General features: G+C 72.5%; 25 protein-coding genes and 1 other RNA gene. 13 read left to right on the top strand and 13 right to left on the bottom strand.

Translation table 11 applies throughout. The features are described from left to right. Nucleotides 1-77 precede the first annotated feature (77 nt). Nucleotides 78-476: RNase P RNA component class A (gene rnpB / locus SVTN_RS41340), an RNA gene on the top strand. Nucleotides 477-540: 64 nt separating this feature from the next. On the opposite strand, the gene SVTN_RS11180 is transcribed toward rnpB, so the two are convergent. Then, a complete protein-coding gene (locus tag SVTN_RS11180) occupies nucleotides 541-1,200 on the bottom strand; it encodes a response regulator transcription factor (protein ID WP_041128958.1) in 660 nt (219 codons plus the stop codon). Further along, on the bottom strand, nucleotides 1,191-2,348 hold the full coding sequence (locus SVTN_RS11175; RefSeq protein ID WP_041128957.1) for a sensor histidine kinase: 1,158 nt from the start codon (nucleotides 2,346-2,348) through the stop codon (nucleotides 1,191-1,193). Before SVTN_RS11175 ends, SVTN_RS11180 begins: the two co-directional genes overlap by 10 nt. A gap of 156 nt (nucleotides 2,349-2,504) precedes the next feature. On the opposite strand from SVTN_RS11175, the gene SVTN_RS11170 reads away from it, so the two are divergent. Beyond that, a complete protein-coding gene (locus SVTN_RS11170; protein WP_041128956.1) occupies nucleotides 2,505-3,743 on the top strand; it encodes a serine hydrolase domain-containing protein in 1,239 nt (412 codons plus the stop codon). Nucleotides 3,744-3,746: 3 nt separating this feature from the next. Here the strand turns inward: SVTN_RS11170 and SVTN_RS11165 are convergent, their stop codons facing one another. Next, nucleotides 3,747-4,244 carry a DUF1203 domain-containing protein gene (locus tag SVTN_RS11165; protein ID WP_041128955.1) on the bottom strand — a complete coding sequence of 166 codons (498 nt, stop codon included), beginning with the start codon at nucleotides 4,242-4,244 and terminating at the stop codon, nucleotides 3,747-3,749. Between the two features lie 161 nt (nucleotides 4,245-4,405). Between SVTN_RS11165 and SVTN_RS11160 the strand changes: the two genes are divergently transcribed. The 3 genes from SVTN_RS11160 to SVTN_RS11150 all read left to right on the top strand — a co-directional run bounded on the left by SVTN_RS11160 (nucleotide 4,406) and on the right by SVTN_RS11150 (nucleotide 6,447). After that, a complete protein-coding gene (locus tag SVTN_RS11160) occupies nucleotides 4,406-4,867 on the top strand; it encodes a VOC family protein (protein WP_041128954.1) in 462 nt (153 codons plus the stop codon). A gap of 92 nt (nucleotides 4,868-4,959) precedes the next feature. Then, nucleotides 4,960-6,045, top strand: a complete 1,086-nt coding sequence (locus SVTN_RS45460; protein WP_245727499.1) for an excalibur calcium-binding domain-containing protein — start codon at nucleotides 4,960-4,962, stop codon at nucleotides 6,043-6,045. Between the two features lie 78 nt (nucleotides 6,046-6,123). Beyond that, nucleotides 6,124-6,447, top strand: coding sequence for a hypothetical protein (locus SVTN_RS11150; RefSeq protein ID WP_041128953.1), 324 nt, complete (start codon nucleotides 6,124-6,126; stop codon nucleotides 6,445-6,447). Between the two features lie 47 nt (nucleotides 6,448-6,494). Here the strand turns inward: SVTN_RS11150 and SVTN_RS11145 are convergent, their stop codons facing one another. Continuing rightward, nucleotides 6,495-7,271 carry an SDR family oxidoreductase gene (locus SVTN_RS11145; protein WP_052499053.1) on the bottom strand — a complete coding sequence of 259 codons (777 nt, stop codon included), beginning with the start codon at nucleotides 7,269-7,271 and terminating at the stop codon, nucleotides 6,495-6,497. Between the two features lie 102 nt (nucleotides 7,272-7,373). Here SVTN_RS11145 and SVTN_RS11140 point away from each other — a divergent pair, with 102 nt between their 5' ends. Next, complete coding sequence (locus tag SVTN_RS11140; protein WP_041128951.1) at nucleotides 7,374-9,002, top strand: alkaline phosphatase D family protein; 1,629 nt, start codon at nucleotides 7,374-7,376, stop codon at nucleotides 9,000-9,002. On the opposite strand, the gene SVTN_RS11135 is transcribed toward SVTN_RS11140, so the two are convergent. Beyond that, nucleotides 8,989-9,990 carry a Gfo/Idh/MocA family protein gene (locus tag SVTN_RS11135; RefSeq protein WP_041128950.1) on the bottom strand — a complete coding sequence of 334 codons (1,002 nt, stop codon included), beginning with the start codon at nucleotides 9,988-9,990 and terminating at the stop codon, nucleotides 8,989-8,991. The two genes, SVTN_RS11140 and SVTN_RS11135, sit on opposite strands and share 14 nt — an antisense overlap. Before the next feature lie 91 nt (nucleotides 9,991-10,081). On the opposite strand from SVTN_RS11135, the gene SVTN_RS11130 reads away from it, so the two are divergent. After that, complete coding sequence (locus tag SVTN_RS11130) at nucleotides 10,082-11,386, top strand: Bcr/CflA family multidrug efflux MFS transporter (RefSeq protein ID WP_052499650.1); 1,305 nt, start codon at nucleotides 10,082-10,084, stop codon at nucleotides 11,384-11,386. A 9-nt stretch (nucleotides 11,387-11,395) separates the two neighbouring features. Further along, the gene (locus SVTN_RS11125; RefSeq protein WP_041128949.1) at nucleotides 11,396-12,418 is read left to right on the top strand and encodes a small ribosomal subunit Rsm22 family protein; all 1,023 of its coding nucleotides are present in this window, start codon (nucleotides 11,396-11,398) and stop codon (nucleotides 12,416-12,418) included. Nucleotides 12,419-12,431: 13 nt separating this feature from the next. On the opposite strand, the gene ddaH is transcribed toward SVTN_RS11125, so the two are convergent. After that, nucleotides 12,432-13,262 carry a dimethylargininase gene (ddaH, locus tag SVTN_RS11120; protein ID WP_342669672.1) on the bottom strand — a complete coding sequence of 277 codons (831 nt, stop codon included), beginning with the start codon at nucleotides 13,260-13,262 and terminating at the stop codon, nucleotides 12,432-12,434. Between the two features lie 202 nt (nucleotides 13,263-13,464). Here ddaH and SVTN_RS11115 point away from each other — a divergent pair, with 202 nt between their 5' ends. Together SVTN_RS11115 and SVTN_RS11110 are read left to right on the top strand one after the other, a co-directional pair. Beyond that, nucleotides 13,465-14,097, top strand: coding sequence for a TetR/AcrR family transcriptional regulator (locus tag SVTN_RS11115; protein ID WP_041133779.1), 633 nt, complete (start codon nucleotides 13,465-13,467; stop codon nucleotides 14,095-14,097). A gap of 93 nt (nucleotides 14,098-14,190) precedes the next feature. Further along, complete coding sequence (locus SVTN_RS11110) at nucleotides 14,191-14,964, top strand: bifunctional DNA primase/polymerase (protein ID WP_041128947.1); 774 nt, start codon at nucleotides 14,191-14,193, stop codon at nucleotides 14,962-14,964. 16 nt (nucleotides 14,965-14,980) lie between these two features. Here SVTN_RS11110 and SVTN_RS11105 read toward each other — a convergent pair whose 3' ends face one another. The 4 genes from SVTN_RS11105 to efeO are packed head-to-tail and all read right to left on the bottom strand — an operon-like array spanning nucleotide 14,981 to nucleotide 19,300. Continuing rightward, on the bottom strand, nucleotides 14,981-16,006 hold the full coding sequence (locus SVTN_RS11105) for an SCO2278 family lipoprotein (RefSeq protein ID WP_041128946.1): 1,026 nt from the start codon (nucleotides 16,004-16,006) through the stop codon (nucleotides 14,981-14,983). Further along, nucleotides 15,975-16,844, bottom strand: coding sequence for an iron uptake transporter permease EfeU (efeU, locus tag SVTN_RS11100; protein WP_041128945.1), 870 nt, complete (start codon nucleotides 16,842-16,844; stop codon nucleotides 15,975-15,977). Before efeU ends, SVTN_RS11105 begins: the two co-directional genes overlap by 32 nt. Before the next feature lie 18 nt (nucleotides 16,845-16,862). Next, a complete protein-coding gene (efeB, locus tag SVTN_RS11095) occupies nucleotides 16,863-18,125 on the bottom strand; it encodes an iron uptake transporter deferrochelatase/peroxidase subunit (RefSeq protein WP_041128944.1) in 1,263 nt (420 codons plus the stop codon). Nucleotides 18,126-18,145: 20 nt separating this feature from the next. Continuing rightward, nucleotides 18,146-19,300, bottom strand: coding sequence for an iron uptake system protein EfeO (gene efeO, locus SVTN_RS11090; protein ID WP_041128943.1), 1,155 nt, complete (start codon nucleotides 19,298-19,300; stop codon nucleotides 18,146-18,148). A gap of 256 nt (nucleotides 19,301-19,556) precedes the next feature. On the opposite strand from efeO, the gene SVTN_RS11085 reads away from it, so the two are divergent. After that, complete coding sequence (locus SVTN_RS11085) at nucleotides 19,557-20,225, top strand: PhzF family phenazine biosynthesis protein (protein ID WP_041128942.1); 669 nt, start codon at nucleotides 19,557-19,559, stop codon at nucleotides 20,223-20,225. 24 nt (nucleotides 20,226-20,249) lie between these two features. Here SVTN_RS11085 and SVTN_RS11080 read toward each other — a convergent pair whose 3' ends face one another. Continuing rightward, nucleotides 20,250-20,900: a biliverdin-producing heme oxygenase gene (locus SVTN_RS11080; RefSeq protein WP_041128941.1), complete on the bottom strand. Its 651-nt coding sequence runs from the start codon at nucleotides 20,898-20,900 to the stop codon at nucleotides 20,250-20,252. A 115-nt stretch (nucleotides 20,901-21,015) separates the two neighbouring features. Next, nucleotides 21,016-21,873: a type I methionyl aminopeptidase gene (map, locus tag SVTN_RS11075; RefSeq protein ID WP_041128940.1), complete on the bottom strand. Its 858-nt coding sequence runs from the start codon at nucleotides 21,871-21,873 to the stop codon at nucleotides 21,016-21,018. A gap of 61 nt (nucleotides 21,874-21,934) precedes the next feature. On the opposite strand from map, the gene SVTN_RS11070 reads away from it, so the two are divergent. Then, nucleotides 21,935-22,168: a hypothetical protein gene (locus SVTN_RS11070; protein ID WP_041128939.1), complete on the top strand. Its 234-nt coding sequence runs from the start codon at nucleotides 21,935-21,937 to the stop codon at nucleotides 22,166-22,168. Nucleotides 22,169-22,278: 110 nt separating this feature from the next. Here SVTN_RS11070 and SVTN_RS11065 read toward each other — a convergent pair whose 3' ends face one another. Beyond that, on the bottom strand, nucleotides 22,279-23,574 hold the full coding sequence (locus tag SVTN_RS11065) for an MFS transporter (RefSeq protein ID WP_041128938.1): 1,296 nt from the start codon (nucleotides 23,572-23,574) through the stop codon (nucleotides 22,279-22,281). 187 nt (nucleotides 23,575-23,761) lie between these two features. Between SVTN_RS11065 and SVTN_RS11060 the strand changes: the two genes are divergently transcribed. After that, nucleotides 23,762-24,364, top strand: a complete 603-nt coding sequence (locus tag SVTN_RS11060) for a hypothetical protein (RefSeq protein ID WP_041128937.1) — start codon at nucleotides 23,762-23,764, stop codon at nucleotides 24,362-24,364. Nucleotides 24,365-24,372 lie beyond the last annotated feature (8 nt).

Raw genomic sequence — 24,372 nt, 5'->3', positions numbered from 1 at the left:
GGCCCGTACCCTTCGCCTTCGACCTGGAGACGGCCGACTTCCTCTGAATCGGCGGGTAGCATGGTCGGCACGGCAGACGAGCCGGGCGGACGGCCGCGTGGAGATCCTCGGATCTCCCCGAGGAACGTCCGGGCTCCACAGAGCAGGGTGGTGGCTAACGGCCACCCGGGGTGACCCGCGGGACAGTGCCACAGAAAACAGACCGCCGGGGACCTCGGTCCTCGGTAAGGGTGAAACGGTGGTGTAAGAGACCACCAGCGCCTGAGGTGACTCAGGCGGCTAGGTAAACCCCACTCGGAGCAAGGTCAAGAGGGGACACCCCGGTGTCCCTGCGCGGATGTTCGAGGGCTGCTCGCCCGAGTCCGCGGGTAGACCGCAGGAGGCCGGCGGCAACGCCGGTCCTAGATGGATGGCCGTCGCCCCGACGACCGCGAGGTCCCGGGGCACAGAACCCGGCGTACAGCTCGACTCGTCTGTCGGCAGTCGTGAGAAGGGCCCCTGAACAGGTTTCCACCTGATCAGGGGCCCTTCGGCGTCGGCTCAGCCGGGCTCCGGGCCGCCGTGGCGGCGGAGCCAGGCCAGGACTGCGCGGACCCGGCGGTGGCCGCTGTCGCCGGTCGACAGGCCGAGTTTGAGGAAGACGCTGCCGATGTGCTTGTGGACGGCGTTGTCGGTGACGAAGAGCCGCTGGGCGATGCCCGCGTTGTCGTGGCCCTCGGCCATCAGCGCCAGGACCTCGCGCTCGCGGGGGGTGAGGGCGTCGACGGGATCGCCGCGGACGGCGAGGAGCTGGGCGATCACCTCCGGGTCCATGGCGGTGCCGCCGGCGGCCACGCGGCGCAGGGCGTCGGTGAACTCCGCGATGCGGCTCACCCGGTCCTTGAGGAGATAGCCGATGCCGCCGCGGGGATCGGAGAGGAGACGGCCCGCGTACTCCTGCTCGACGTACTGGGACAGGACCAGGACGGGAAGTCCGGGGTGGTCGCGGCGGGCCCGGAGGGCGGCGTGGATCCCCTCGTCGCGGAAGGCCGGGGGCAGCCGTACGTCGACGATGGTGACGTCCGGGCGGTGGGCCTCGACGGCGGCGAGGAAGCCGGGGGCGTCCTCCGCGATCGCGGCGACCTCGAAGCCCTGGGAGCCGAGGAGGAGTTCGAGTCCCGAGGCCAGCAGGACGTTGTCCTCGGCGATGACTACACGCACGGCAGCTCCACGGTGAGGGTGGTCGGCCCGCCCGGCGGGCTGGTGATCTTCATGGTGCCGTCCAGGGCGGCCGCGCGGCGACCGATTCCGTCCAGGCCGCTGCCCCGGGACGCGTCCGCCCCGCCGGTCCCGTCGTCGGTGATCTCCGCGGACAGCGACGCGCCGTCGCGGGTGACCCGGACGGCGGCCCTGGTGGCCCGGCTGTGCCGGGCGATGTTCGCGAGGGCCTCGGTGACGGCGAAGTAGGCGACCGCCTCGACCGCGGCGGGGACCTCGCCGAGCTCGCCGATGTCGATACGGGTCGGCACACCGGCCCTGGCGCCCAGGGCGCCGAGCGCGCCGACGAGACCCTGGTCGGCCAGGACCGGGGGGTAGATGGCGCGGATGACGGACCGCAGCTCGGTCATGGCCTCCTCGGTCTCCGCCTGGGCCTGCCGTACGAGCACGGCGGCCGCGTCCGGGTCCCGGGGGAGGGTCTCCCCGGCCACGGCCAGCCGCATGGCGATGGCCACGAGCCGGGCCTGCGTGCCGTCGTGCAGGTCGCGTTCGATCCGGCGGAGTTCCGCGCCGTGCGCCCGCAGCACGTCCGCGCGCGTCCGGGTGAGCTCGCTGACGCGCTCCGCCAGCCGCTCCGCGGAAGACGGCGCCAGGACGGCCAGACAGCACCGCGCGTGCACCCGGGCGAGCGGGGGGAGGGCGAGGGCCGACAGGGCCGCGAGGAGAACGAACTGTGCCAGGTTGGCCGTCAGCGCGGCGGTCCAGCCGTCGACACGGACGTCGAGGAGCAGGAGCCGTGGCGGGTCCGACGGGGGGAACGCCCACCACCCCACGGTGACGAGCAGGGTGAGGAGCAGATTGCCCAGGCACAGCAGGGCGACCGCGCCCGCGGGCAGGCCGGTGGCCACCTGGGCCGCGAGCCACGCCAGGTCGCGGCGGACGGCGCGCGGGCGCGGCTCCACCGGCCGGCCGAGGAGCGCCCCGGCCCGCCGGCGGTGGTGCTCCGCCCAGGGAGCCGCAAGCGACGGCACGCACAGCAGCGGCGCCGCCACGAGCGTCACCGCCGCGGTCAGCAGGGTGCCGAGCAGGTAGCGCCCGCAGCGCCCGGTCTCGACCGACCGTGCGCGGGCCTCGCCGATCACGCCGTGCACGGGTCCGCCTTCGTTCGTCGTACGGGACCGGAGGCGGCCCTCGGAAGCGCCACGGTACGTGCCGGGCGGCCCGGGCGGCATTACAGCCAGCTGTAGGTCGCAACCGGCCGTCCGCGGTAGCGACGTGCGACTCGACGCCTTCCTAGCGTGGAACGCATGAAATCCACCGCCCCGGCCTCCGCGCCGCAGAGCCGTCCGTCCCAGCCCCGTCATCGCAGGATCGGCCGAAAGTGGCTGGCCGTCGCGGCGGCCGCCGTACTGGGAACGGCGGGTGCGGCCCTGGCCGTTCAGTTCGCGGACGGAGCGTCCGCGCCGTCCGCTCCCGGCTACCGGCAGGACGACCTGCGCCGGGACACCGATGCCCTCCGGGCCCTTGGGATCACCGGCGTCCAGGCGCGGGTGACCACCGCCGCCGGCCGGGATCTGGTCGCCACCGCCGGCGTCGCCGCGGTCGGCACGCAACGCCCCGTGCCCCGCGACGGCCACTTCCGGATCGCCAGCACCGGCAAGGCACTCATGGCCACGGTGATCCTGCAGCTGGTCGACGAGGGCAAGCTGTCCCTGGACGACACGGTGGACCGCCGGCTGCCCGGTCTGATCGACGGGAACGGCAACGACGGACGGAAGATGACCGTCCGTCAGCTGCTGCAGAACACCAGCGGCCTCCACGACGACCTTCCCGGCTTCGACACCCCGCAGCAGTACTACCGGCACCGCTACGACACTTACACCCCCGAACAGATCGTCGCCCGGGCGATGAAGCACCACCCGGACTTCGAGCCCGGCACCGGCTGGGGTTACTCCAACACCGGCTACGTCGTCCTCGGCATGATCGTCGACGAGGTCACCGGCCGCCCCTGGCAGGAGGCGGTCGAGACCCGGATCCTGAAACCGCTCGGCATGCACCACACGTACCTGCCGGGCGACACGCCCACCCTTCGCCGCCCGCACGCCGACGGCTACCAGGTCTTCACCTCCGGCGAACGGATCGACGTCACCGAGCAGCTCGTCCCCGACCTCGGCGGGTACGTCTCCACCACGGCGGACGTCAACCGCTTCTTCCAGGGACTGCTCGGCGGCAAGCTGCTGTCGGAGGCGCGCCTGGCCGAGATGAAGCACACCGTCCCGGTCCCCAAGGAGTTCGAGGTGTTCTGGCCCGGCGGACGCTACGGCCTCGGCCTGGTCGAGCGCCCCCTGAGCTGCGGCGGCAGCTACTGGAGCCACGAAGGGGGCGAGGCCGGCTACATCACCCTCGACGGCGCCACCGGTGACGGCCGCCGCACCGTCACCGTCTCCCTGACCACCAGCTTCAACGACCTCGACAGGACGATCCGTCAGCAGAAGGCCGCCAGTGCCCTCGTCGACCGCGCCCTGTGCGACACCACCGGAAAGTAGCCCTCAGGGGCGCCGGACCTCGAAGTGGAAGCAGCCGTACTCGACGGCCCGCACGTGCACGAGGGCGACGGCCGGGTCGGCGAAGGCCTCGGCGAGCGCCTTGTCGAAGCCCTCGGCGGGGGTCTCGGGGAGCTCCAGGAGCCGGCCCCCGACGATCCGGCCGGCCGTGTCGTAGCGGCGGAGGGTACGGAGCGCGCCGGTACGGGAGAAGGGGTACTCCTCCGAGGGCGCGGGCCCGCCGCAGTCCTCGGCGTGGATGAAGACGGGGCCCTGCTCGTCGTACGCGCCCGGCGTGGCACCCGTCTCGGCGGCCCAGCGGCGGAGCGGCGCGTACGAGACGAGGGCGATCCGCTCGCCGGGCTCGGAGAGGCGCAGGCAGCAGCGGAGGGGGTGGCCGCCGTCGGTGGCGGTGTACGGCACGCAGGCGCGGCCGGCGTCGTCGGTGACGCGGAGCCGGGCGAGGGCGGAGGGGGCGATGGGCCGGGCGAAGTACGTGTTCATGCCGTCAGGGTGGCGCGGGGCGGCACCGTACCGCTGGCGCAATTCGGACGCGGCATTCGGGCCGGGTGTTCCGCCGCGCTCGGGCCGGGCGTTCCGCCGGACCGTTGTCAGTGGGCTTCGGTACGGTCGCTTCGCGAGCCGCTACGAACGGAGACGTACGAATGAGCCGTCATTTCCAGGTCACCTTCGACGCCCACGACCCCCGGGCCCTTTCGTCCTTCTGGCGCGACGCGTTGGGATACGTCCACCCCGGGCCGCCCGGAGTGGAGCTGCCCGAGGGCGCCGATCCGCTGGCCGCCTGGGACGAGTTCCTCGCGCGGATCGGCGTACCGGAGGAGCAGCGCAACACGCGGTCGGCCATCGAGGACCCGGACGGCGAGGGCCCCCGCGTGTTCTTCCAGCAGGTGCCCGAGGGCAAGGTCGCCAAGAACCGCGTCCACCTCGACGTCCGTGCCGCTCCCGGGCTTCGGGGGGACGAGCGGATGGCGGCCCTCGAGGCCGAGTGCGACCGGCTCGTCGGGCTCGGGGCGAAGCGGGTGCGCCGCTTCGAGCCCGCCCCGCCGATGAGCGGCGGCCACATCGTGATGACCGACCCCGAGGGCAACGAGTTCTGCCTCGACTGACCCCGGCCCACCCTGGGCGCATCCGGTGAATGTGCAGGTCATACCCTGTGTGGCGCCGAGATGTCGTCAGGGAGGGGCAGGGTCGGGTGGGCGTGTCGCTGGACAAGGCGGGCAAGGGGGACGAGGGGAACGAGCGGGGCAAGGGGGACACGGGGCCGGTTCGCGAGGAGTCGCGGTGGCGGCGGCCCGGGGTCGTCGTCCTCTGTCTCGTCCTCCTGCCGCCCCTGGGCATCATCCTTGCCTGGCGCAGCCGTTGGTCGCCGGGGCGGAAGGTGCTCGCGACGGTGCTGTCCGGCGTCTGGTTCGTGGCCATGGGCACGAGCGAGCCGCCGGCGGACAAGCCGGCGGTGGCCGACGCCAAGCCGCAGGTCGGCAAGTTCCCGTCCTACACCCCGTACACCCCGTACACCCCCACGCCGACTCCCCTCGTGCGCCGGGTCGTCGCCGACTACACCGGCCAGAACCTGGAGACCGCCTCGCAGGCGGCGTACGAGGCCGGGTTCCGGGCGCGTTCGCACGACGCCACCGAGGACGACAAGATGCAGCTCGTCGACGGCAACTGGAAGGTCTGCTTCCAGGAGCCGGCCGCCGGGGAGACCGCCACGACCGAGGAAGGACGCAGGGCCCGGATCGAGTTCGCCGTCGTCGAGAAGAGCAGCCCCTGTCCGGCGCGGGACGGCGAGGCCGTCGTCTTCCCCAAGGTGCCGAACGTCGTCGGCAAGACCTTCGCGGCCGGCTCCGCCGTGCTCCGGAAGGCGGGCCTCAGTGAGATCCGCGGCGACAGCGTGTACACGGACGTCGACCTGGCGGCCCGTCACGACGACTGGCGGATCTGCTTCCAGGACCCGGAGGCGGGCGAGGACATCGAGCGGCCGGAGTACATGTCCGTACGGCTCTCCCTCGCCCGGCCCGGCCTCTCCTGCCCGTCCGAGGACTACGCGCAGCTGAACCCGGACCCGGACCCGAATCGCCACGGCGGCGGCAGCGGAGGCTCCGGTTCCGGAGGTTCCGGCGGCTCCAGCGGCGGTGGCGGCTCCAGTGGCGGTGGCGGCGCCGCCTACTACAAGAACTGCGACGCCGTCCGCGCCGCCGGCAAGGCCCCCATCTACGCCGGCCAGCCCGGCTACCGCTCGGGTCTCGACCGCGACGGCGACGGCAAGGCCTGCGACTGGTCCTGACGGTTCAGGACCGCTGTCGGAGGGACCTCACGGCCGGGGCGCCCGGAGACGGGCGCCCCGCGGGTGTACGGGTGGGGCATGACCATTCCCGTGAAGCAGCTCAGCGACCCGGCCGTGCGTGAATTCGTCACGGCCCTCAACGCCAACGACGAGTCGGCCCTCTTCGAGGCCATGACCCCCGGCGCGACCATGTCCGACGACGGCTCCGACCGCGATGTGCGGGAGTGGCTCGACCGGGAGGTGTTCGCCTCGCGCGGGCACATGGACGTCGTGTCCGAGGCGGACGGCGGGCGCAGCCTCGTCGCCGACTACCGCAACGACACCTGGGGCTCGATGCGGACCAAGTGGGTCTTCACCGTCGACGGCGGAAAGGTCTCGCGCTTCGAGACCGGGCAGGCCTGACCCCCGCGTCGTCGGCCGGGGGCGCTACCCCCCCGGCCGATGTCGCGCTACCCCCGGCCGATGTACGGCATCGTCGTCGCCATCACCGTCGCGAACTGCACGTTCGCCTCCAGCGGCAGCGCCGCCATGTGCACCACCGTCGCCGCCACGTCCGCCGCGTCCATCACCGGCTCCACCGCCAGCTGACCGTCGGCCTGGAGGATGCCGGTCTGCATGCGGGCCGTCATCTCCGTCGCCGCGTTGCCGATGTCGATCTGGCCGCAGGCGATCCGGTACGGGCGGCCGTCGAGCGACAGGGACTTCGTCAGGCCCGTCATCGCGTGCTTCGTCGCCGTGTACGCGATCGAGTGCGGGCGTGGCACGTGCGCCGAGATCGAGCCGTTGTTGATGATCCGGCCGCCCTGCGGGTCCTGCTCCTTCATGGCCCGGAAGGCGGCCTGGGCGCACAGGAACGCGCCCGTCAGGTTCACGTCGACGACCGCGCGCCAGGTCGCCGGGTCCAGGTCCTCGACGGGGACGCCGCCGCCCGCGAACGTACCGGCGTTGTTGAAGAGCAGGTCGACCCGGCCCCAGCGGTCCCGCACCGCCGTGAAGAGGGCGGCGACCTCCTCTTCCGAGGTCACGTCCGTCGGGACGGCCAGGAAGTCGCCCGTCGGCAGGGACGCCGCCGTCTCCTCCAGGGCCTCCGCCCTGCGGCCCGCCAGGGCCACCGACCAGCCGGCCGCCGCGAGGGCCAGCGCCACGCTCCGGCCGATGCCCGAACCGGCTCCCGTCACCACTGCGATGCTCATGGGCGCGCAGCGTACGCGAGACGCGTGCCCCATGAACTCATCCGTCCGACACGTGGATGTTCTGTACTCGACAATGCGAGGTCGTCCCCTGCCCTTCGAATGACGGACGGACAGCATCCGTCTGGGGAGGGGCACATGACCCACGTACGCCATTCCGAGGAACTCCGCGCCGCCGCACGCCACTTCGGCCGCCGGCGGTTCCTGACCGTCACCGGCGCCGCCGCCGCGCTCGCCTTCGCCACCCAGCTGCCGGCGGCCGGCGCCGCGGCCGCCGCCGAACTCGACGCCCGGCGTGTCGCCGAGGACCCGTTCACCCTCGGCGTCGCCTCGGGCGACCCGCTCCCGAGCTCCGTACTGCTCTGGACGCGGCTCGCGCCCCGCCCCTTCGAGCCCGAGGGCGGACTGCCCGCCGAGCGGGTCTCCGTGCACTGGGAGCTCGCCCACGACGAGCGGTTCACCCGGACCGTCCGGCGCGGCCTGGCCATCGCGCACCCGGAGTTCCGGCACGCCGTCCACGTCGAGGTCGAGCACCTCGACTCCGACCGCGTGTTCTTCTACCGCTTCCGCGTCGGCGACTGGACCAGTCCGGTGGGGCGGACCCGTACGGCCCCGGCACCCGGCGCGCGGAACAGCGAACTGAAGCTCGCCGCCGTCTCCTGCCAGGCCTACCACGACGGGTACTTCACGGCCTACGGCCACCTCGCGCAGGAGGACGTCGACGTCGTCTTCCACCTCGGCGACTACCTGTACGAGTACGCCGTCAACGCCACCGGCGGCGCCCGCGCCTACACCGACCGCCGGCTTCCCGACCTGTTCAACCGGGAGACCCTCACCCTGGAGGACTACCGGCTCCGCTACGCGCTCTACAAGTCCGACCCCGACCTGCGCGCCGCGCACGCCGCCCACCCCTTCGTCGTCACCTGGGACGACCACGAGACCGAGAACAACTACGCGGGCGACATCCCCGAGAACGGCGTCCCGCCGGAGGAGTTCCTGCTCCGCCGCGCCGCCGCCTACCGCGCGTACTGGGAGCACCAGCCCCTGCGCCGCCCCCAGCAGCCCGAGGGCCCCGACATGAAGCTGTACCGGCGGCTGCGCTTCGGGCGGCTCGCCCAGTTCGACATCCTCGACACCCGCCAGTACCGCTCCGACCAGGCGTACGGGGACGGCTGGCAGGTCCCGGGGCCCGAGTCCGAGGACCCGGCGCGCACCCTGACCGGTGCCGCGCAGGAGCGCTGGCTGCTCGACGGCTGGCAGGCCTCCGACGCCCGCTGGAACGTGCTGCCGCAGCAGGTCGTCCTCTCCGAGCGCCGCGACCGCTCCACCGCCGACTTCAAGCTCTCCATGGACTCCTGGGACGGCTACCCGGCCTCCCGGCAGCGGATCCTCGCCGGGGCGGAGGCCGCCGGCGTCGAGAACCTGATGGTGCTCACCGGAGACGTCCACGTCGGCTACGGCCTGGACATCAAGGCCGACTTCCGCGACCCCGGCTCCCAGACCCTCGGCACCGAGATCGTCGCCACCTCGATCTCCAGCGGCAAGGACGGCGCCGACCGGCCCTCGAACCACGACCGGCTCATGCAGGCCAACCCGCACCTGAGGTTCTTCAACGGGCGGCGCGGCTATGTCACGGTCGCGCTCGGCGAGGAGAGCGCCCGCGCCGACTTCCGTACGGTCCCGTACGTGACCCGGCCGGGCGCCCCCGTCACCACCGCCGCCTCCTACGTCACCGAGGCGGGCGACCCGGGCCTCAAGCCCGCGTAGCCGCGAGCTCGGAGGGATAGCGGACGCCGATGCGGTCCCGTACCGCGTCGAGCGTCCGCATCACGGCGAGCGAACCGTCCAGGGGGACGAGCGGGGACTCCGTCTCGCCCGCCCGCAGACAGCGCATCACCTCGGCGGCCTCGTGCCGGAAGGAGAGCGGGTCGTCCGTCGACACGAACTCCTCCGGCTCGTGGCCGTTGCGGCGCAGGGTGAACCGCTCGGGGAAGAAGAAGCCGCGCGGGACGTCGATCCGGCCCTCCGTGCCCGTCACCGAGGCCGTCAGCGGAGTGTCCGCCTCCAGCGAGCAGGACAGCAGCGCCGAGGCGCCCGAGTCCCAGCCCAGCAGCATGCCCGTGTTCAGGTCGACGCCCTCCGGCGAGATCCGCGCGTGCGCGTGCACCGCCGACGGCTCGCCGAGCAGCAGCTGCGCGAACGACACCGGGTACACCCCGAGGTCGAGCAGCGCCCCGCCGCCCACCGCCGGGTCCCGCAGCCGGTGGCCGGCGTCGAAGGGGCCCAGGAGCCCGAAGTCCGCCTGGACCGTGCGGACCTCGCCGATCGCCCCGCCGCGGACCAGTTCCGCGATCCGCCGGATCAGCGGGTTGCAGTACATCCACATGGCCTCCATGAGGAAGAGGCCGCGGTCCCGGGCGAGAGCCGTCAGTTCCTCCGCCTCGCGGGCGTTGAGTGTGAGAGCCTTCTCGCAGAGCACCGCCTTGCCCGCCTCAAGGGCGAGGCCGGAGGCCGTGCGGTGCGCGTGATGCGGAGTCGCCACGTACACCACGTCGACGGACTCGTCGGCGAAGAGCCCGGCCCACTCCCCGTACGCCCGCGGAATCCCGAACCGGTCCGCGAAGGCCTTCGCCGAGGCCTCCGTACGGGACGCCACCGCGACCACCTCGGCGCCTTCGAGCGCCAGCAGGTCTTTGGTGAACCGTTCCGCTATGCCGCCCGTCGCCAGGATCCCCCAGCGCACCCTGTCACCCATGTCCCCACCCGTCCGTCATGTCCCAGAGAGGTCTCGACCATCCCGGTCGAGCTGAGAGCATAAGTAAGGATTCAACGAAATGGAGCAGTCGATGCCGGAGAGCGGCCAGAAAACAACACAGGGACACATAACCGAAACCGCCCCCGTCGCCACCGCCGCCCGGCGGACGGGGCTCCTCGTCACCCTCGTCCTGGGCGGGCTCACCGCCCTCCCCCCGCTCTCCATGGACATGTACCTCCCGGCACTGCCGGAGGTCACCGGCGCGCTGCGGGCCCCCGCCGCCACCGTGCAGCTCACCCTCACCGCCTGCCTCGCCGGCATGGCCCTCGGCCAGCTCGTCGTCGGCCCCATGAGCGACAAGTGGGGGCGCCGCCGCCCGCTGCTCATCGGCATGCTCGTGTACGTCCTCGCCACCGCCGTCTGCGCCCTCGCGCCCACCGCCGAACTGCTCATCGGCTTCCGGCTGCTCCAGGGCCTCGCCGGCGCCGCCGGCATCGTCATCGCCCGCGCCGTCGTCCGCGACCTCTACGACGGCGTCGAGATGGCCCGCTTCTTCTCCACCCTGATGCTGATCTCCGGCGTCGCCCCGATCATCGCCCCCCTCATCGGCGGCCAGATCCTCCGGCTCACCGACTGGCGGGGCGTCTTCCACGTCCTCACCGTGATCGGCGTCCTGCTCACCGTCGTCGTCTGGCGCTTCCTCCACGAGACGCTGCCCGCCGAGCGGCGGCACGAGGGCGGGGTCGGGGAGGCCCTGCGCACCATGCGCGGACTCCTCGCCGACCGGGTCTTCACCGGCTACATGCTGACCGGCGGCCTCGCCTTCGCCGCCCTCTTCGCGTACATCAGCGCGTCCCCGTTCGTGGTGCAGGAGATCTACGGCGCCTCCCCGCAGACCTTCAGCCTGCTCTTCGGCCTCAACTCCATCGGGCTCGTCGCCGTCGGCCAGATCAACGGCAAGCTCCTCGTCGGCCGCGTCAGCCTCGACAAGGCCCTCGGCTTCGGCCTCGGCACCATCCTGCTCGCCGGCCTCGCGCTCACCCTCATGACCACCGGCGTCCTCGGCAAGGTCGGCCTCGCCCCCGTCGCCGCCGGACTCTTCGTCCTGATGTCCGCGATGGGCCTGGCCATGCCCAACACCAACGCCCAGGCCCTGATGCGCACCCCGCACGCCGCCGGCTCCGCCTCCGCGCTCCTCGGCACCTCCTCCTTCCTCATCGGCGCCGTCGCCTCCCCGCTCGTCGGCATCGCCGGCGAGCACACCGCCGTCCCGATGGCGGTCGTCCAGCTCGGCTGCGCCGTCCTGGCCCTCGCCTGCTTCCTGGGCCTGTGCCGCCCCTGGCGCACGACGGAAGCCCGGCGCACGGCGAAACCCCGGGCCGACGAGCCCGCCTAGACTGTTTCGGTGAACGCCTCCGCTCCCTCCGCCGACTCCCTGCGCGCCGCCCTCGCCGCGCTCCTCGACGGGCTGCCGCCCAACCGGGCCGCGCAGGCCGTCGAGCGGCTGATCGCCAACTACCGGGGCACCACCCCGACGGACGCCCCCGTGCTGCGCGACCGCTCCGACGTCGCCGCGTACGCCGCGTACCGGATGCCGGCGACCTTCGAGGCGGTACGGGGCGCCCTGTACGCCCTGCGGGAGGCGGCGCCCGACTGGGAGCCGCGCAGCCACACCGACGTCGGCGGCGGCACGGGCGCGGCGAGCTGGGCCGTCGCCGAGGCCTGGGAGGGCGCGCCGCCCCGCACCACCGTCCTGGACTGGGCGGAGCCCGCCCTCACGCTCGGCCGCGAGCTGGCGGCCGGGGTCTTCGACGCCGAGTGGCGGCGCGAGCGGATCGGCGCGGCGCTGAACCTGCCCGCATCCGACCTGGTCACCGTCTCGTACGTCCTCAAGGAGCTGACCGAGGCGGACAGGACGGCGCTCGTCACCGAGGCGGCCCGCGCCGCGCAGGCCGTCGTGATCGTCGAGCCCGGCACCCCCGACGGCTACGAGCGGATCATCGCGGCCCGTACGCAGCTGATCGAGGCCGGCTTCACCGTCGCCGCGCCCTGCCCGCACAGCGGGGCCTGCCCGATCGTGCCCGGCACGGACTGGTGCCACTTCTCCGCCCGGGTCAGCCGCTCCTCGCTGCACCGGAAGGTGAAGGGCGGTTCGCTGCCGTACGAGGACGAGAAATACGCGTACGTCGTCGCCGTCCTCCCCCAAGCTCTCGGCTTCGCTCGAGCAGGGGGGACCCCCCTCCCGGTGACCCCGGCGGCCTCCCGCATCATCCGCAGGCCGCAGATCCGCAAGGGCCAGGTGCTGCTCGAGCTCTGCGGGCCCGAGGGCCTCGGCCGCGACACGGTCACCAAGCGGCACGGGCCCCTGTACAAGCAGGCCCGTGACGCGGAGTGGGGCGACGCCTGGCCGCCGGAGGACGAGGACTAGGGCCTGCCCGGCTCTAGGGCCGCAGCTCCTGGGTGCAGCACTTCACGCTGCCGCCGCCCTTGAGGAGTTCGCCCAGGTCCATGCCGACCGGTTCGAAGCCGCGGGCGCGGAGCGGGTCGAAGAGACCCACCGCGGCCTGCGGCAGCAGGACGTTCCGGCCGTCGCTGACCGCGTTGAGGCCGAGGGCGGCGGCGTCCGTCCCCGTCGCGATCAGGGCGTCCGGGAAGAGCCGGGCGAGCACCTTGCGGCTGCCGGGCGAGAAGGCGTCCGGGTAGTACATGACCTCGTCCCGGGCGTCGTCCAGGACGCACAGTGCCGTGTCCAGGTGGTAGTAGCGCGGGTCCACCAGCTCCAGGCCGATCACCGGGCGGCCGAAGAACTCCTGCGCCTCGTCGTGGGAGAGCGGGCTGGAGCGGAAGCCGCGGCCGGCGAGGATCCAGGAGGCGGTGACGGCGAAGTCGCCCTCGCCCTCGTTCACGTGCTCCGGGGCCCGCACGGCGTCGTCCGGCCAACCGTTCCTGCGGAACCAGGACAGATGGGCGTCGGCCTCGGCCGCGCGCTCCTGGTGGGCGAACTTCGCGCCGAGGACCCGGCCCTCGACGACCGTCGCGCCGTTCGCCGCGAAGACCATGTCCGGCAGCGCCGGGTCGGGCTCCAGGAGCTCCACGGTGTGGCCGAGCGAGCGGTAGCGGTCGCGCAGGTCCTCCCACTGGGCGAGGGCGAGCGGCAGGTCGACCGGTTTCGTGGGGTCCATCCAGGGGTTGATGGAGTACGTCACCGTGAAGTGCGTGGGTGGGCACATCAGATAACGGCGGGGCGAGGACGTGCGCGGAGTGGTGCGCAATGAAGCCTCCTCACGGAGAACGGTCGGTGATCGGTTGACGATCGGAGGACCCCATGGTCCGCTCTCGGCGGGCTTCGCGCAGTGGACCGTTCGGGTGGTTCGGGCCTGTTCGAGTGGCGAGACGTCTCGTCTCGCCCGCTGCTAGATTGAGGCCATGTCCGAGACCAGGCCCGATCCCATGCCCGATCCCAAGTCCGCGCCCATGTCCGCGTCCAGGCCCGCCAAGGCCGCCCCCGACGCCTCCCGCCGCAGCGAGCGCTCCCGCCGCGCCATCTTCGACGCCGCCCTCGCCCTCGTCTCCGAGACCGGCTACGCGAAGACCACCATCGAGGGCATCGCCGCCCGCGCCGGCGTCGGCAAGCAGACCATCTACCGCTGGTGGCCCTCCAAGGCGGCCGTCCTCCTCGACGCCTTCCTCGACCTCGCGGCCCGCGCGAACGAGGCGCTCGGAGGCGACGCCGACAGTGAGATCCCCGACACCGGGGACCTCGCCGCCGACCTCAAGCACGTCCTGCGCGCCACCGTCGACGAGCTGAACGACCCCGCCTTCGACGCCCCCACCCGCGCCCTCGCCGCCGAGGGAATCGTCGACCCCGAGCTCGGCGCCCGCTTCACCGAGGCCCTCCTCGAACCCCAGCTCCGGTACTACGTCCGCCGTCTCGAGGCCGCCCGGGCCAAGGGCGACATCGACCCCGACGCCGACCTCCGGATCGCCGTCGAACTCCTCGTCGGACCGCTCCACCACCGCTGGCTCCACCGCACCGGACCGCTCACCCACGCCTACGCCGACGCCCTCGTCGACCACGCCCTGCGCGGACTCGCCCCGCGCACCTGACCGACCCCGGTTCCGCACTCCGGTCACCCGGGGCGCAGGATGGTGGGACCATGGGCAGAGCCGAACGGGCGAGCATGAGGTGTGAGGGGATAGATGGGCGACGGCATCGGCCGCTACCGCGGCACGGAGAGCAGACTCGCACAGTGGCTGCGCAGGCGCCCCAAACGCACCGCGGCCGACGACGAGAACGACCGCGAGAAGCTGCTCCTGGCCACCGCCGCCGCCGGGCTGCCCCTGGCCCCCGCCGCGTACCCCGTCGGCTACAGCTGTTCCTGTGAGCGGATCGGCTGTCCCACCCCCGCCCGGCACCCCGTCTCCTTCGCCTGGCAGACGCAGTCGACCACCGACCGCGCGCAGATCGAGCGCTGGGCGCGGAACGAGCCCGAGGCGAACTTCATCACCGCCACCGGCATGGTCCACGACGTCCTCGACGTGCCCCTCGCCGCCGGCCGCGCCGCCCTCGAGCGCCTCCTCGCCGAGGGCGTCGAGGTCGGGCCCGTCGCCGAGTCCGCCGACGTCGACACGGTCGGCGGCCGGATGCTCTTCTTCACCGCCACCCGCGGCACCCCCGAGGACGAGGACGAGTGGTGGCCGTGTGAGCTGGACTGCCACCCGGAGACGATGGACGAGCACCCGGGGCTGCGCTGGCACTGCCGCGGCAGCTACGTCCTCGTACCGCCGGCCCGGCTCCCCGGCGACGAGGACGCCCACCCGGTCGTCGCCTGGCTCCGCGGCCCCGAGCACCCGCTGCCCGACCCGCTGAACCTCCTGGAGGCCCTCCAGGACGCCTGCGCCCGCCACGCGGCCGAGCGCGAGGCGGACGGGGGGCACACGGCCCACGAGATCGCCTGGCCGATGACCCGCTGACACCGGGGGAGGAGGACTACGAGCCCTCCGCGCCCACCACGCCCTGGAGCCGGCTCGCGACCGTGACGCCGTTCCGGTCCGTGCCCGCCGGCTTCACCAGGACCGCCTGGCTGGACACCCACTCCCGGGTGACCGTGTTCTTGATCTCGCCGGTCAGCAGCGCCCTGGTGTCGGCGCCGACCTTCGGCCGGTAGCCCTTCGCCGCCGTCTGCCGCTCGTAGTACCGGGTCGCGAAGAAGACGAGCGCGCCGCCGTCCCGGGTCCGAAGCCCGAGCGGCGCGAAGTCCCCCTGGTCCGTGGTCCGGTCGATGTACTGGGTGGCCATGCCCGGCCGCTTGGCGGCCTTCTGCCGCTGCGCCCGCCACTCCGTGGTGTGCATGCCCGGAGCGAACGGCCCCGGCTGCCCGTCCTTCAGGTACGCGACGTACTTCGCGCCGAGCTCCCCGGGCGCGACGGCGAGCGTGTCGGTGTCCGCGGCGACCGGCACCGCGTACCCCTCCTCCTCGGCGAACTCGGGGACGTCGCCCCGGGGGAGGATCGTGAGGTAGGCGGCCTCCCACGGCTGCCCGGGGCCGTTGCGCACGAAGGCCAGGAGCCAGCGGTCGCCGCCGGAGCCCCGGTTGGACGCGGTGTCGGCGACGAACCAGCGCGGCCAGCCCGCCTTCCGGGGCAGCACGAACCGCGCGTCGGTGAGGGCGAGGGGCTTGTGGTCCGGGTTGCCGCCGGGGGTGTTGATCGAGCGGGCGCGCAGGCCCGCCTGGTTGATCGCCCCGAGCGGACCGGTGACCCGGTCCCTGTCGAGGGCCGGGTCATAGGCCTTGTCGGCCTTGTTGTAGGCCGCCGTGAAGTCGGCGAGCGCCTGCGCGGCCTCGGCCTTCGACGCCGGCGGCAGCAGTGCCAGCTCGCCGTGCACGGTCACGCAGCCGCTCGCCGTCAGCGACAGGACGGTCGCCGCCGCCGTCGCCGCGAGGAACCTCGCCGGCCGGCGGTCCCCGGAGGGCGACCACCGCTCAAGCGCTCGCCTCAGCCTCAGCCTTCTCATCGGTCGCCTTCTGCTTCTTCACCCGCACGGACGGACCCGACCCTATCGGGGCCAGGAACAGCGCGAGCGTCGGGATCAGATACAGCGCCCACACCGTGACCTGAACGACCGTCGGATCCGGCTGGAAGTTGAAGACGCCCTTGAGGAGCGTGCCGTACCAGCTGTCCGGCGGGATCGTCGCCGAGATGTCGAAGGCCTTGTCCGCGAGGCCGCTGATGAAGCCGGCCTCCTGGAGGTCGTGCACGCCGTACGCGAGCACGCCCGCCGCCACCACGACCAGCATCCCGCCGGTCCAGGTGAAGAACTTCGCCAGGTTGATCTTCAGCGCGCCCCGGTAGAACAGCCAGCCGAGGAAGACGGCCGTGAGCAGGCCGAGGATGACGCCGGCCAGCGGCGCGTACGAGCCGTCCGAGGAGGCCCGGACCGACGCCCACACGAAGAGCGCCGTCTCCAGGCCCTCGCGGCCCACCGCGAGGAAGGCGGTGGCGACCAGCGCGCCGGTGCCCATCTGCAGGGCCGCGTCGAGCTTGCCGTGCAGCTCCGTCTTCAGGTGCCGGGCGGTCCGACGCATCCAGAAGACCATCCAGGTCACCAGGCCCACGGCGAGGACCGACAGCGAGCCGCCGAGCGCCTCCTGCGCCTCGAAGGTCAGCTCCTGGGAGCCGAACTCCAGGCCCGCGCCGAAGGCCAGGGCCACGCCGACGGCCACGCCGATGCCGATCCAGATCGGCTTCAGCGCGTCCTTGCGCCCGGTCTTCACCAGGTACGCGATGAGGATGCAGACGACCAGGCTGGCTTCGAGGCCCTCACGCAGGCCGATCAGATAGTTTCCGAACACGTCGGTTCTCCTCCTCGGTTACGCGAACAGCGCCCGGCCCCACCAGTCGTCCTTGTCGCGGACGCCCGGCGGGACGGCGAACAGCGCCGAACCCACGTGCTGTGTGTACTCGTTGAGCGCGTCGTTCTTGGCCAGCGAGGTCTGCACCGGGATGAAGCCGGTGCGGACGTCCTTCATGTACGCCAGGAAGAACAGGCCCGCGTCCAGCCGGCCGAGGCCGTCCGTGCCGTCGGTGAAGGAGTAGCCGCGGCGCAGGATCGTCGCCCCGTTGTTGCTGTCCGGGTGCGCGAGCCGGACGTGCGAGTCCGGCTTCATCGCCTTCAGGAACGGCTCGTCGTGCTCCTTGGCCTTGCCGACCGGAGCGCCTTCCTTCTTGTCCCGGCCGAAGATGTCCTCCTGCTCGGAGAGCGGAGTGCGGTCCCAGGTCTCGACGTTCATGCGGATGCGGCGGGCGACGAGGTACGAGCCGCCGTCCATCCAGGCCGCGGCGCCCTCGGCGTCCTTGCCGGAGACCCACACGTGCTTCGCGAGCCGGTCGGTCTCGGTGCCCGCGATGTTGCGGGTGCCGTCCTTGAAGCCGAAGAGGTTGCGCGGGGTCTGGGCGTCCGGGGTCGTCGAGGACGTCTTGCCGAAGCCCAGCTGCGACCAGCGCACCGCGACCTTGCCGAAGCCGATCCGGGCGAGGTTGCGGATGGCGTGCACGGCGACCTGCGGGTCGTCCGCGCAGGCCTGCACGCAGATGTCGCCGCCGCTGCGCGCCGGATCCAGGTTGTCGCCCGGGAACTTGGGCAGCTCCACCAGGGCCCCGGGCCGCTTGTCCTTCAGCCCGAAGCGCCCGTCGAAGAGCGAGGGGCCGAAGCCGATCGTGAGGGTGAGGCGGGAGGGCTTGAGGCCGAGGGCCTCGCCCGTGTCGTCCGGCGGGGCCTCCGGCAGGCCGCCGTAGGCGCCCTCGCCGACCTCGGCGCCGGCCGTCATCCGCTCGGCGGCCCGCGTCCAGTCCTTGAGGAGCTGGATCAGCTCGTCGCGGTCCTTCGTCTTCACGTCGAAGGACGCGAAGTGCAGCCGGTCCTGCACGGCGGTGGCGATGCCGGCCTGGTGCGGGCCGTGGAAGGGCACGGCCCCGCCGCTGTCGGCGACCGGGGCGGTGTGGTCGCCGTCGCGGGTCAGCGCGACGGCGCCGCCGGCCGCGGCGGCACCGAGCGCGAGCCCGGCACCGCCCCAGCCGATGACCTTGCGGCGGGAGGGCGCGGCGCCCTGCTCCTCAGTGGTGTTCTCGGACATCCGGTGCAGCTCCCTTCCGATTACTTGACGACCGCGGCGGCGAGCTTGGAGAGCGGCTCGGCGAGCGCGTTGACGCCGTCGGAGAGCTCCTTGCGCTCGGCCTTGCCGACCTTCTCGTACGAGGTGAAGACGTAACCGCTCTTGTCCGTGCGGTACTTGTCGAGCAGCGCGTTCAGCGCGGCGAACTGCTTGTCGAGTTCGGCGACCAGCTTCGGGTCGTTCTTCGAGGCGACCGGCTTGAGCAGGTCGAAGGACTTCTGCGCGCCCTCGACGTTCGCCTTGAAGTCGACGAGGTCGGTGTGGGAGTAGCGCTCCTCCTCGCCGGTGACCTTGCCGGTGGCGACCTCGTCCAGGAGTTCCTTGGCGCCGTTGGCCATGGAGGTCGGGGTGATCTCGGCCTTGCCGACCCGCTTCTGCCAGTCCGCGAGGTCCTTGTCGAGGAGGTCGGCGAGCTGCTTCTCGCGGTCGCCGATCTTCTTGTCCTGCCAGAGCGCCTTCTCCAGGCGGTGCCAGCCGGTCCAGTCCTTCGCCGGGTCCTGGCCGTCCTCCAGGCCGTCCTCGCGGACGTCGACCTTGGGGTCGATGTCGCCGAAGGACTCGGCGACCGGCTCGGTGCGCTCCCAGCCGATGCGGGACTCGGCGTAGGCCTTCTTCGCGGCCTCGACGTCACCGGCGCGGACGGCGTCGGTGAAGACCTTCACCTTGGGGAGGGTCTCGTCGGCCTGCGCCTGGACGTACTGGCGGTAGGCGGCGACGGCGGCGTCCATCTCGGGGGAGCGCTTGGCGGCGGCCTTGCCGCCGGTGGCCTTGACGGTCTGGCGGATGCCGTCGCCCTTCATGCCGGGCTTGCAGGCGATGACGTAGTCGCCGGCCTTGAACTCGGCGGTGATGGTGGCCTTGGTGCCGGGGCCGATGTTCTCGCGCTCGGCGACGATCCGGTCGTCCGGGAAGAGGGCGTAGACCTCGGTGATCTTGGAGCCGCGGTTCTCGACGGCGAGCTTCACGTGCCCGGCCGGGAACTCCTTCTTCGAGACCTCGCAGGAGTCGTCCTTGGCGACGACGGTGATCGCGTCGTCGCTCGCCTTGGAGTCGCTTTTCTCGGCGCAGCCCGTGACGGCGGTCAGAGCCGCCGCGGTCGCGGCGGCGGTGACGACGGAGAGGCGGACGGCTCGCATGGGGACTCCAGGAACGCGGGGACGGACTGAGGCGGACCTAACTTAACCGAGGCTTACCTCAGCAATACCCACCGGTCCAGTGATTCAGCTCTCAGGCCGGGCGTACCGGACACGACCGGGTCACAGAGTCTCCATGGGGCCCTCATGTCTTGGTCAAGGGAAGGTCAAGCGCGGCGGATTGTCCGGATTCTCGTTACGCGCCGGTACGGAGGAAGGAAGCCCTCCGCGCGGGACCGGTCGATGATTCAATTCCGACATGAACACGACCGCCACTGACATCGACGTCCTCCGGGTCTTCTGTGCGGGCGACGGCCGGCACGGCAACCGTCTCGGAGTCGTACGGGACGCCCGTACCCACCCCGACGAGTCCTCCCGGCAGGCGCTCGCCAAGGAACTCGGCTTCAGCGAGACGGTCTTCGTGGACGACCCGGAGCGCGGGATCGTCGACATCTACACGCCCGGCCTGCGACTGCCCTTCGCCGGACACCCGCTCGTCGGCACCGCCTGGCTCCTCGACCTGGAGGTCGTCCAGCCTCCGGCCGGCGAGGTCTGGGTGCGCGGCGACGGGGAGTTCACCTGGATCGAGGCGCGCGCCGAATGGGCGCCGCCCCGCACGCTGCGCCAGTACGGCTCCGTCGCCGAGGTCGAGGCCCTCGACGTGCCCGAGCCGGGGGAGTGGATCTACGCCTGGGCCTGGGAGGAGGAGGCCGCGGGCCGGATCAGGGCGCGGGCCTTCCCGGGCCGCGGCGACGGCATCGACGAGGACGAGGCGACCGGCGCGGCGGCGCTGCTCCTCACGGCGGAGCTGGGGCGGGCCCTGAACATCATCCAGGGGCAGGGCTCGCAGCTGCTCACCGCTCCCGGCCCCGACGGCATCGTGGAGTTGGGCGGCCGGGTCCGCCTGGAGGGAACGATCCAGCTCTGAACGATCCGGCGCCGCCCCGGGGGCTCAGGCGCTGAGGGGGTACTCCCCGCCCAGCTCGCGGAAGACCGCGCTGTTGAAGTCGAAGGCGCGCTTGCACTCGTCGACGATCCGCTGCTTCTCCAGGTCGTCGGCGTTCACCCGGTCGAGCAGCTCCCGGTACGCCCGCTTGAACGCCGCCGGGTTGGAGATCTCCTCGAACACGTAGAACCGGACGCCGTCGCCCTTGCGGTCGAAGCCCCAGGTCCGCTCCGCCCTGTCGCGGATGATCTGACCGCCCGACAGGTCGCCCAGGTAGCGCGTGTAGTGGTGGGCCACATAGCCGGCCGGCCAGTCGCGGGCGCACTCGGCGACCCGCTCGGCGTACGCCGCGGTGGCGGGCAGCGGGGAGACCCCCGCGCGCCAGCCGGGCCCGCGCAGGTGGGCGAGGTCCTGCTCCAGGGCGGCCGTGCGGAACAGCTCGGGCTGTATGAACGGCCCCGCGACCGGGTCCGCGCGGAGCGCCTCGGCGCCCTCCTCCAGGGCCCGGTACACGAACCAGAGCTGCTCCGTGTACCGCGCGTACGCGTCGACGGCGAGGCGTCCGCCCAGGAGGTCGCCCATGAAGGACGAGGTCTCCGCCTCCGTGTGCTGCTCGTGCGAGGCCGTGCGGATGAGCGTGGAGAAGGGCGTGTCCAAGGCGTGCCTCCGAGACCGATGGGACGGGAACCGGTGACGATCCTGCCGAGTTAGGCTTGCCTAAGTCAACCGGTTCCCGACGTCCTGTCGGTAAAAACGCTACCCGCTCACGGGCTCAGGGCAACGTAAGGATTTCGGCCCCGTTGTCGGTCACCACGAGCGTGTGCTCGAACTGCGCCGTCCGCTTCCGGTCCTTGGTCACCACGGTCCAGCCGTCGTCCCACATGTCGTAGTCGTGGGTGCCGAGCGTCAGCATCGGCTCGATCGTGAACGTCATGCCGGTCTTGATCTCGGTGGTGTGGTGGGGCGAGTCGTAGTGCGGGACGATCAGGCCGGAGTGGAACGACGAGTTGATGCCGTGCCCGGTGAAGTCGCGCACGACGCCGTAGCCGAAGCGCTTGGCGTACGACTCGATGACCCGCCCGATGATGTTGATCTGGCGGCCCGGCTTCACCGCCTTGATCGCCCGGTTCAGGGACTCCCGGGTGCGCTCCACGAGCAGCCGCGACTCCTCGTCGACGTCACCGCAGAGATAGGTGGCGTTGTTGTCGCCGTGGACGCCGTTGATGTACGCGGTGACGTCCAGGTTCACGATGTCGCCGTCCCGCAGGACGGTGGAGTCCGGGATGCCGTGGCAGATGACCTCGTTGATCGAGGCGCACAGCGACTTCGGGAAGCCGCGGTAGCCCAGCGTGGACGGATAGGCGCCGTGGTCGCACATGTACTCGTGCGCGACCCGGTCGAGCTCGTCGGTGGTGACACCCGGAGCGATGTGCTTGGCGGCCTCCTCCATCGCCTGCGCGGCGATGCGGCCGGCGATCCGCATCCGTTCGATGGTGTCGGAATCCTGCACCTCGGGCCCGGTGTACGGGGCCGGTGCGGGCTTCCCGACGTACTCGGGGCGGCGGATGGAGCCCGGAACGGAGCGGTGGGGGGAGAGCTCCCCCGGTACGAGAAGCGACTGGCCAGACATGCCAGCGAGTCTAACGACCGGGTCTGGGGCAGCATGGTCCCGAAGGAAGGAGCCGAAGACGATGGCCCTGTTCAAGAAGCGCCCCACGGGCAAACCGGGCGAGTGGTACTACTGCCTGGAGCACAAGAAGGTCGAGGAGGGCCCCGAGTGCCCGGCGAAGAACCGCTTCGGCCCGTACGCCAGCCGTGAGGAGGCCTCCCACGCCATGGAGACCGCCCGCGAGCGGAACCTGGAGTGGGAGACCGACCCCAAGTGGCACGACGCCGCGGGGAAGGACCAGACACCGGAGGACTAGGACCCCGCGGGGCCGGGGCCCCTTGGGCCCGGGACTCCTTGGGCGGGCTCGGGCTCCGCGGGGACCCGGTTTCGCGGAGTACAGGACCCCGCGGGGGCCGTCGGGGCCGTTCAGGCGGCCTCGGCGGCCTCCCGCCGGGTCGCCTCCTGCTGGGCCTTGCGGCGCAGCGAGTCCTCGTCCGTCTCGGAGTCGTACGAGAGCAGCTTCGGCAGCGCCAGGCAGAGCAGCCCCACCGAGGCCACGCACGCCACGCCACCCGTCCAGACGGCCGTCCGCGTGCCGGTCCAGCCGGCCATCGCGCCCGCCCGGACCTGGCCCAGCTGCGGGCCGATGCTCCAGGAGAGGACCTCGATGCCGGCGAGCCGGCCGCGCAGCTCCTCCGGGATCGTCTGGTTCCAGATCGTGGCCCGGCCGAGCCCGCTCAGCATGTCGCCCGCGCCCGCGAAGGCCAGGCACAGCAGCACCAGCCACACGTTCCCGAACCAGCCGGCCGCCGCGATCGCCAGACCCCAGCCGGCCGCGCCCCCGGCCACGAGCAGCCCGTGCCGCCGGACCTTCGAGGTCCAGCCGCTGGTCAGGCCGAGGACCAGGGAGCCGACCGAGCCCGCCGCGTACATCAGACCGAGCGACCAGTCCGCGTCCAGCTCGTCCGCGAGGAACGGGAAGATCGTGTTCGGGAACGCGAAGAACATCGCCGCCATGTCGATCACGTACGTGCCGAGCAGCACCGGCCGCGACCAGGCGTACCGCGCGCCCTCCGCGATGCCCCGCAGCGAGGGCTTCTCCGCGTCGTGCGCGGGCGGTGCGGGGGACAGGCGGCGGCACATCAGGACCGAGACCGCGAAACAGGCGACCGTCACCCCGTACGCGGACGCGTGACCCGCGTACGCCACCACCAGGCCGCCGAGCGCCGGACCCGCGATCGAGCCGACCTGCCAGCGCAGCGAGTTCAGCGCGGCCGCCGCCGTCTGCTGCTCGTGCGGCACGATCCGGGAGAGCAGCGAGTCGAGCGCCGGACGCTGGAGCCCCGCGAGCATCGACACCCCGGCCGCCACCACGTACAGCGGCCACAGCATCGGCTCCGGGAACAGCGAGTTGAGCAGCAGGAGCACGGCGAGCAGCCCGAGCCCCGCCTCCGTCCAGAGGATCACCTTCCGCCGGTCGACCGCGTCCGCGAGCGCCCCGCCGTACAGGCCGAACACCACCAGCGGCACCAGCTCGACCGCGCCCATCGCGCCGACCGCGAGCGGCGAACCCGTCAGCTCCTTGATCTGCAGCGGCAGGGCGATCATCGCCATCGCGCTGCCGAAGTACGTGACGATCCCCTGCACCCACAGGAGCCGGAAGTCGGAGGACGAACGCCAGGGCGCGAGATCGGGCAGCAGGGCGGAGAGCTTGGCGGACACAAAGGGTCATGCTCCGACCGATGGATGGAGGGGGCAACCGAATTACGGCCCGTACGGGGCTCTCGTACGGGGCTCCCGCACGGACTCCCGCACGGACTCTCGTACGGGCTCCCATGCGGGCTCCCGTACGGGTGGAAGCTCCCCGATCCGCCGCGCGCGGCCCCCGACTCCGGCAGGATGCGGGCCCATGGATGCCGTACGGGTCGCCTTGTTGCGGGAAGTGCTCGCCGGGACGGAGTGGCCCGGGGCGGCCCGCCGGTTCGCGGGCGCGCTCCGGTCCTCCGTCGTACCGCACCGGGGCGGACTGCTCCTGGTCGGCACGGAGGAGTACGAGCCCTGGCACCTCGCGGCGCACCTCGTCGACGAGTCCGCCTGGTCGGGCCTCCCGGAGCTGGCGCCCACGCTGGTACGGCACCGGGTGCGGCCCGGCGCCCCGGCGCACCTGGCGGTCGGCCTCGGCCGCCTGGAGGCCGCAGGGCGCGGGGCGACGCTGCTCATGGTGGCGCCGGAGCGCCCGGACGCGGGGCTGCTCCAGCGGGTGCACGACGCCCGGCGGGCGGGGGCGACCGTGCTCTCGCTCGACGGCGGCGACGAGGAGGTCCGGGGCCTCGCGCACGAGACGCTCACCGTGGCCGAGGGCGCCGAGGTCGACCTGGACACGGTGCAACACCTGGTCAGCGCGGCGGCGGGCGAGAACAGCCTGCCGTCACCACGGGGCAGCCGCCGCTTCAGGGATCGCCTCTCGGGCCTCGCCGACCGGCTGACGGCCCCGCCGCCGGCGCGGTGGTAGACGGCGCG

It is taken from the genome of Streptomyces vietnamensis (genome assembly GCF_000830005.1).
Classification (GTDB): Bacteria; Actinomycetota; Actinomycetes; order Streptomycetales; family Streptomycetaceae; genus Streptomyces; species Streptomyces vietnamensis.
The sequence above is the reverse complement of the archived record's forward strand: the minus strand, read 5'-3'. Positions and strand labels throughout refer to the sequence as shown.

What these genes read in the sequence shown, in the direction of transcription:
- SVTN_RS11135 (WP_041128950.1), bottom strand. Translation starts at nt 9,990, where the DNA reads ATGGGTGACAGGGTGCGCTGGGGGATCCTGGCGACGGGCGGCATAGCG.
- SVTN_RS11085 (WP_041128942.1), top strand. Translation starts at nt 19,557, where the DNA reads ATGAACACGACCGCCACTGACATCGACGTCCTCCGGGTCTTCTGTGCG.
- SVTN_RS11170 (WP_041128956.1), top strand. Translation starts at nt 2,505, where the DNA reads ATGAAATCCACCGCCCCGGCCTCCGCGCCGCAGAGCCGTCCGTCCCAG.
- SVTN_RS11060 (WP_041128937.1), top strand. Translation starts at nt 23,762, where the DNA reads ATGGATGCCGTACGGGTCGCCTTGTTGCGGGAAGTGCTCGCCGGGACG.
- SVTN_RS11140 (WP_041128951.1), top strand. Translation starts at nt 7,374, where the DNA reads ATGACCCACGTACGCCATTCCGAGGAACTCCGCGCCGCCGCACGCCAC.
- efeO (WP_041128943.1), bottom strand. Translation starts at nt 19,300, where the DNA reads ATGCGAGCCGTCCGCCTCTCCGTCGTCACCGCCGCCGCGACCGCGGCG.
- SVTN_RS11115 (WP_041133779.1), top strand. Translation starts at nt 13,465, where the DNA reads ATGTCCGCGTCCAGGCCCGCCAAGGCCGCCCCCGACGCCTCCCGCCGC.
- SVTN_RS11130 (WP_052499650.1), top strand. Translation starts at nt 10,082, where the DNA reads ATGCCGGAGAGCGGCCAGAAAACAACACAGGGACACATAACCGAAACC.
- efeB (WP_041128944.1), bottom strand. Translation starts at nt 18,125, where the DNA reads ATGTCCGAGAACACCACTGAGGAGCAGGGCGCCGCGCCCTCCCGCCGC.
- SVTN_RS11145 (WP_052499053.1), bottom strand. Translation starts at nt 7,271, where the DNA reads ATGGGGCACGCGTCTCGCGTACGCTGCGCGCCCATGAGCATCGCAGTG.
- SVTN_RS11105 (WP_041128946.1), bottom strand. Translation starts at nt 16,006, where the DNA reads ATGAGAAGGCTGAGGCTGAGGCGAGCGCTTGAGCGGTGGTCGCCCTCC.
- SVTN_RS11110 (WP_041128947.1), top strand. Translation starts at nt 14,191, where the DNA reads ATGGGCGACGGCATCGGCCGCTACCGCGGCACGGAGAGCAGACTCGCA.
- SVTN_RS11160 (WP_041128954.1), top strand. Translation starts at nt 4,406, where the DNA reads ATGAGCCGTCATTTCCAGGTCACCTTCGACGCCCACGACCCCCGGGCC.
- SVTN_RS11070 (WP_041128939.1), top strand. Translation starts at nt 21,935, where the DNA reads ATGGCCCTGTTCAAGAAGCGCCCCACGGGCAAACCGGGCGAGTGGTAC.
- SVTN_RS11150 (WP_041128953.1), top strand. Translation starts at nt 6,124, where the DNA reads ATGACCATTCCCGTGAAGCAGCTCAGCGACCCGGCCGTGCGTGAATTC.
- SVTN_RS11165 (WP_041128955.1), bottom strand. Translation starts at nt 4,244, where the DNA reads ATGAACACGTACTTCGCCCGGCCCATCGCCCCCTCCGCCCTCGCCCGG.
- map (WP_041128940.1), bottom strand. Translation starts at nt 21,873, where the DNA reads ATGTCTGGCCAGTCGCTTCTCGTACCGGGGGAGCTCTCCCCCCACCGC.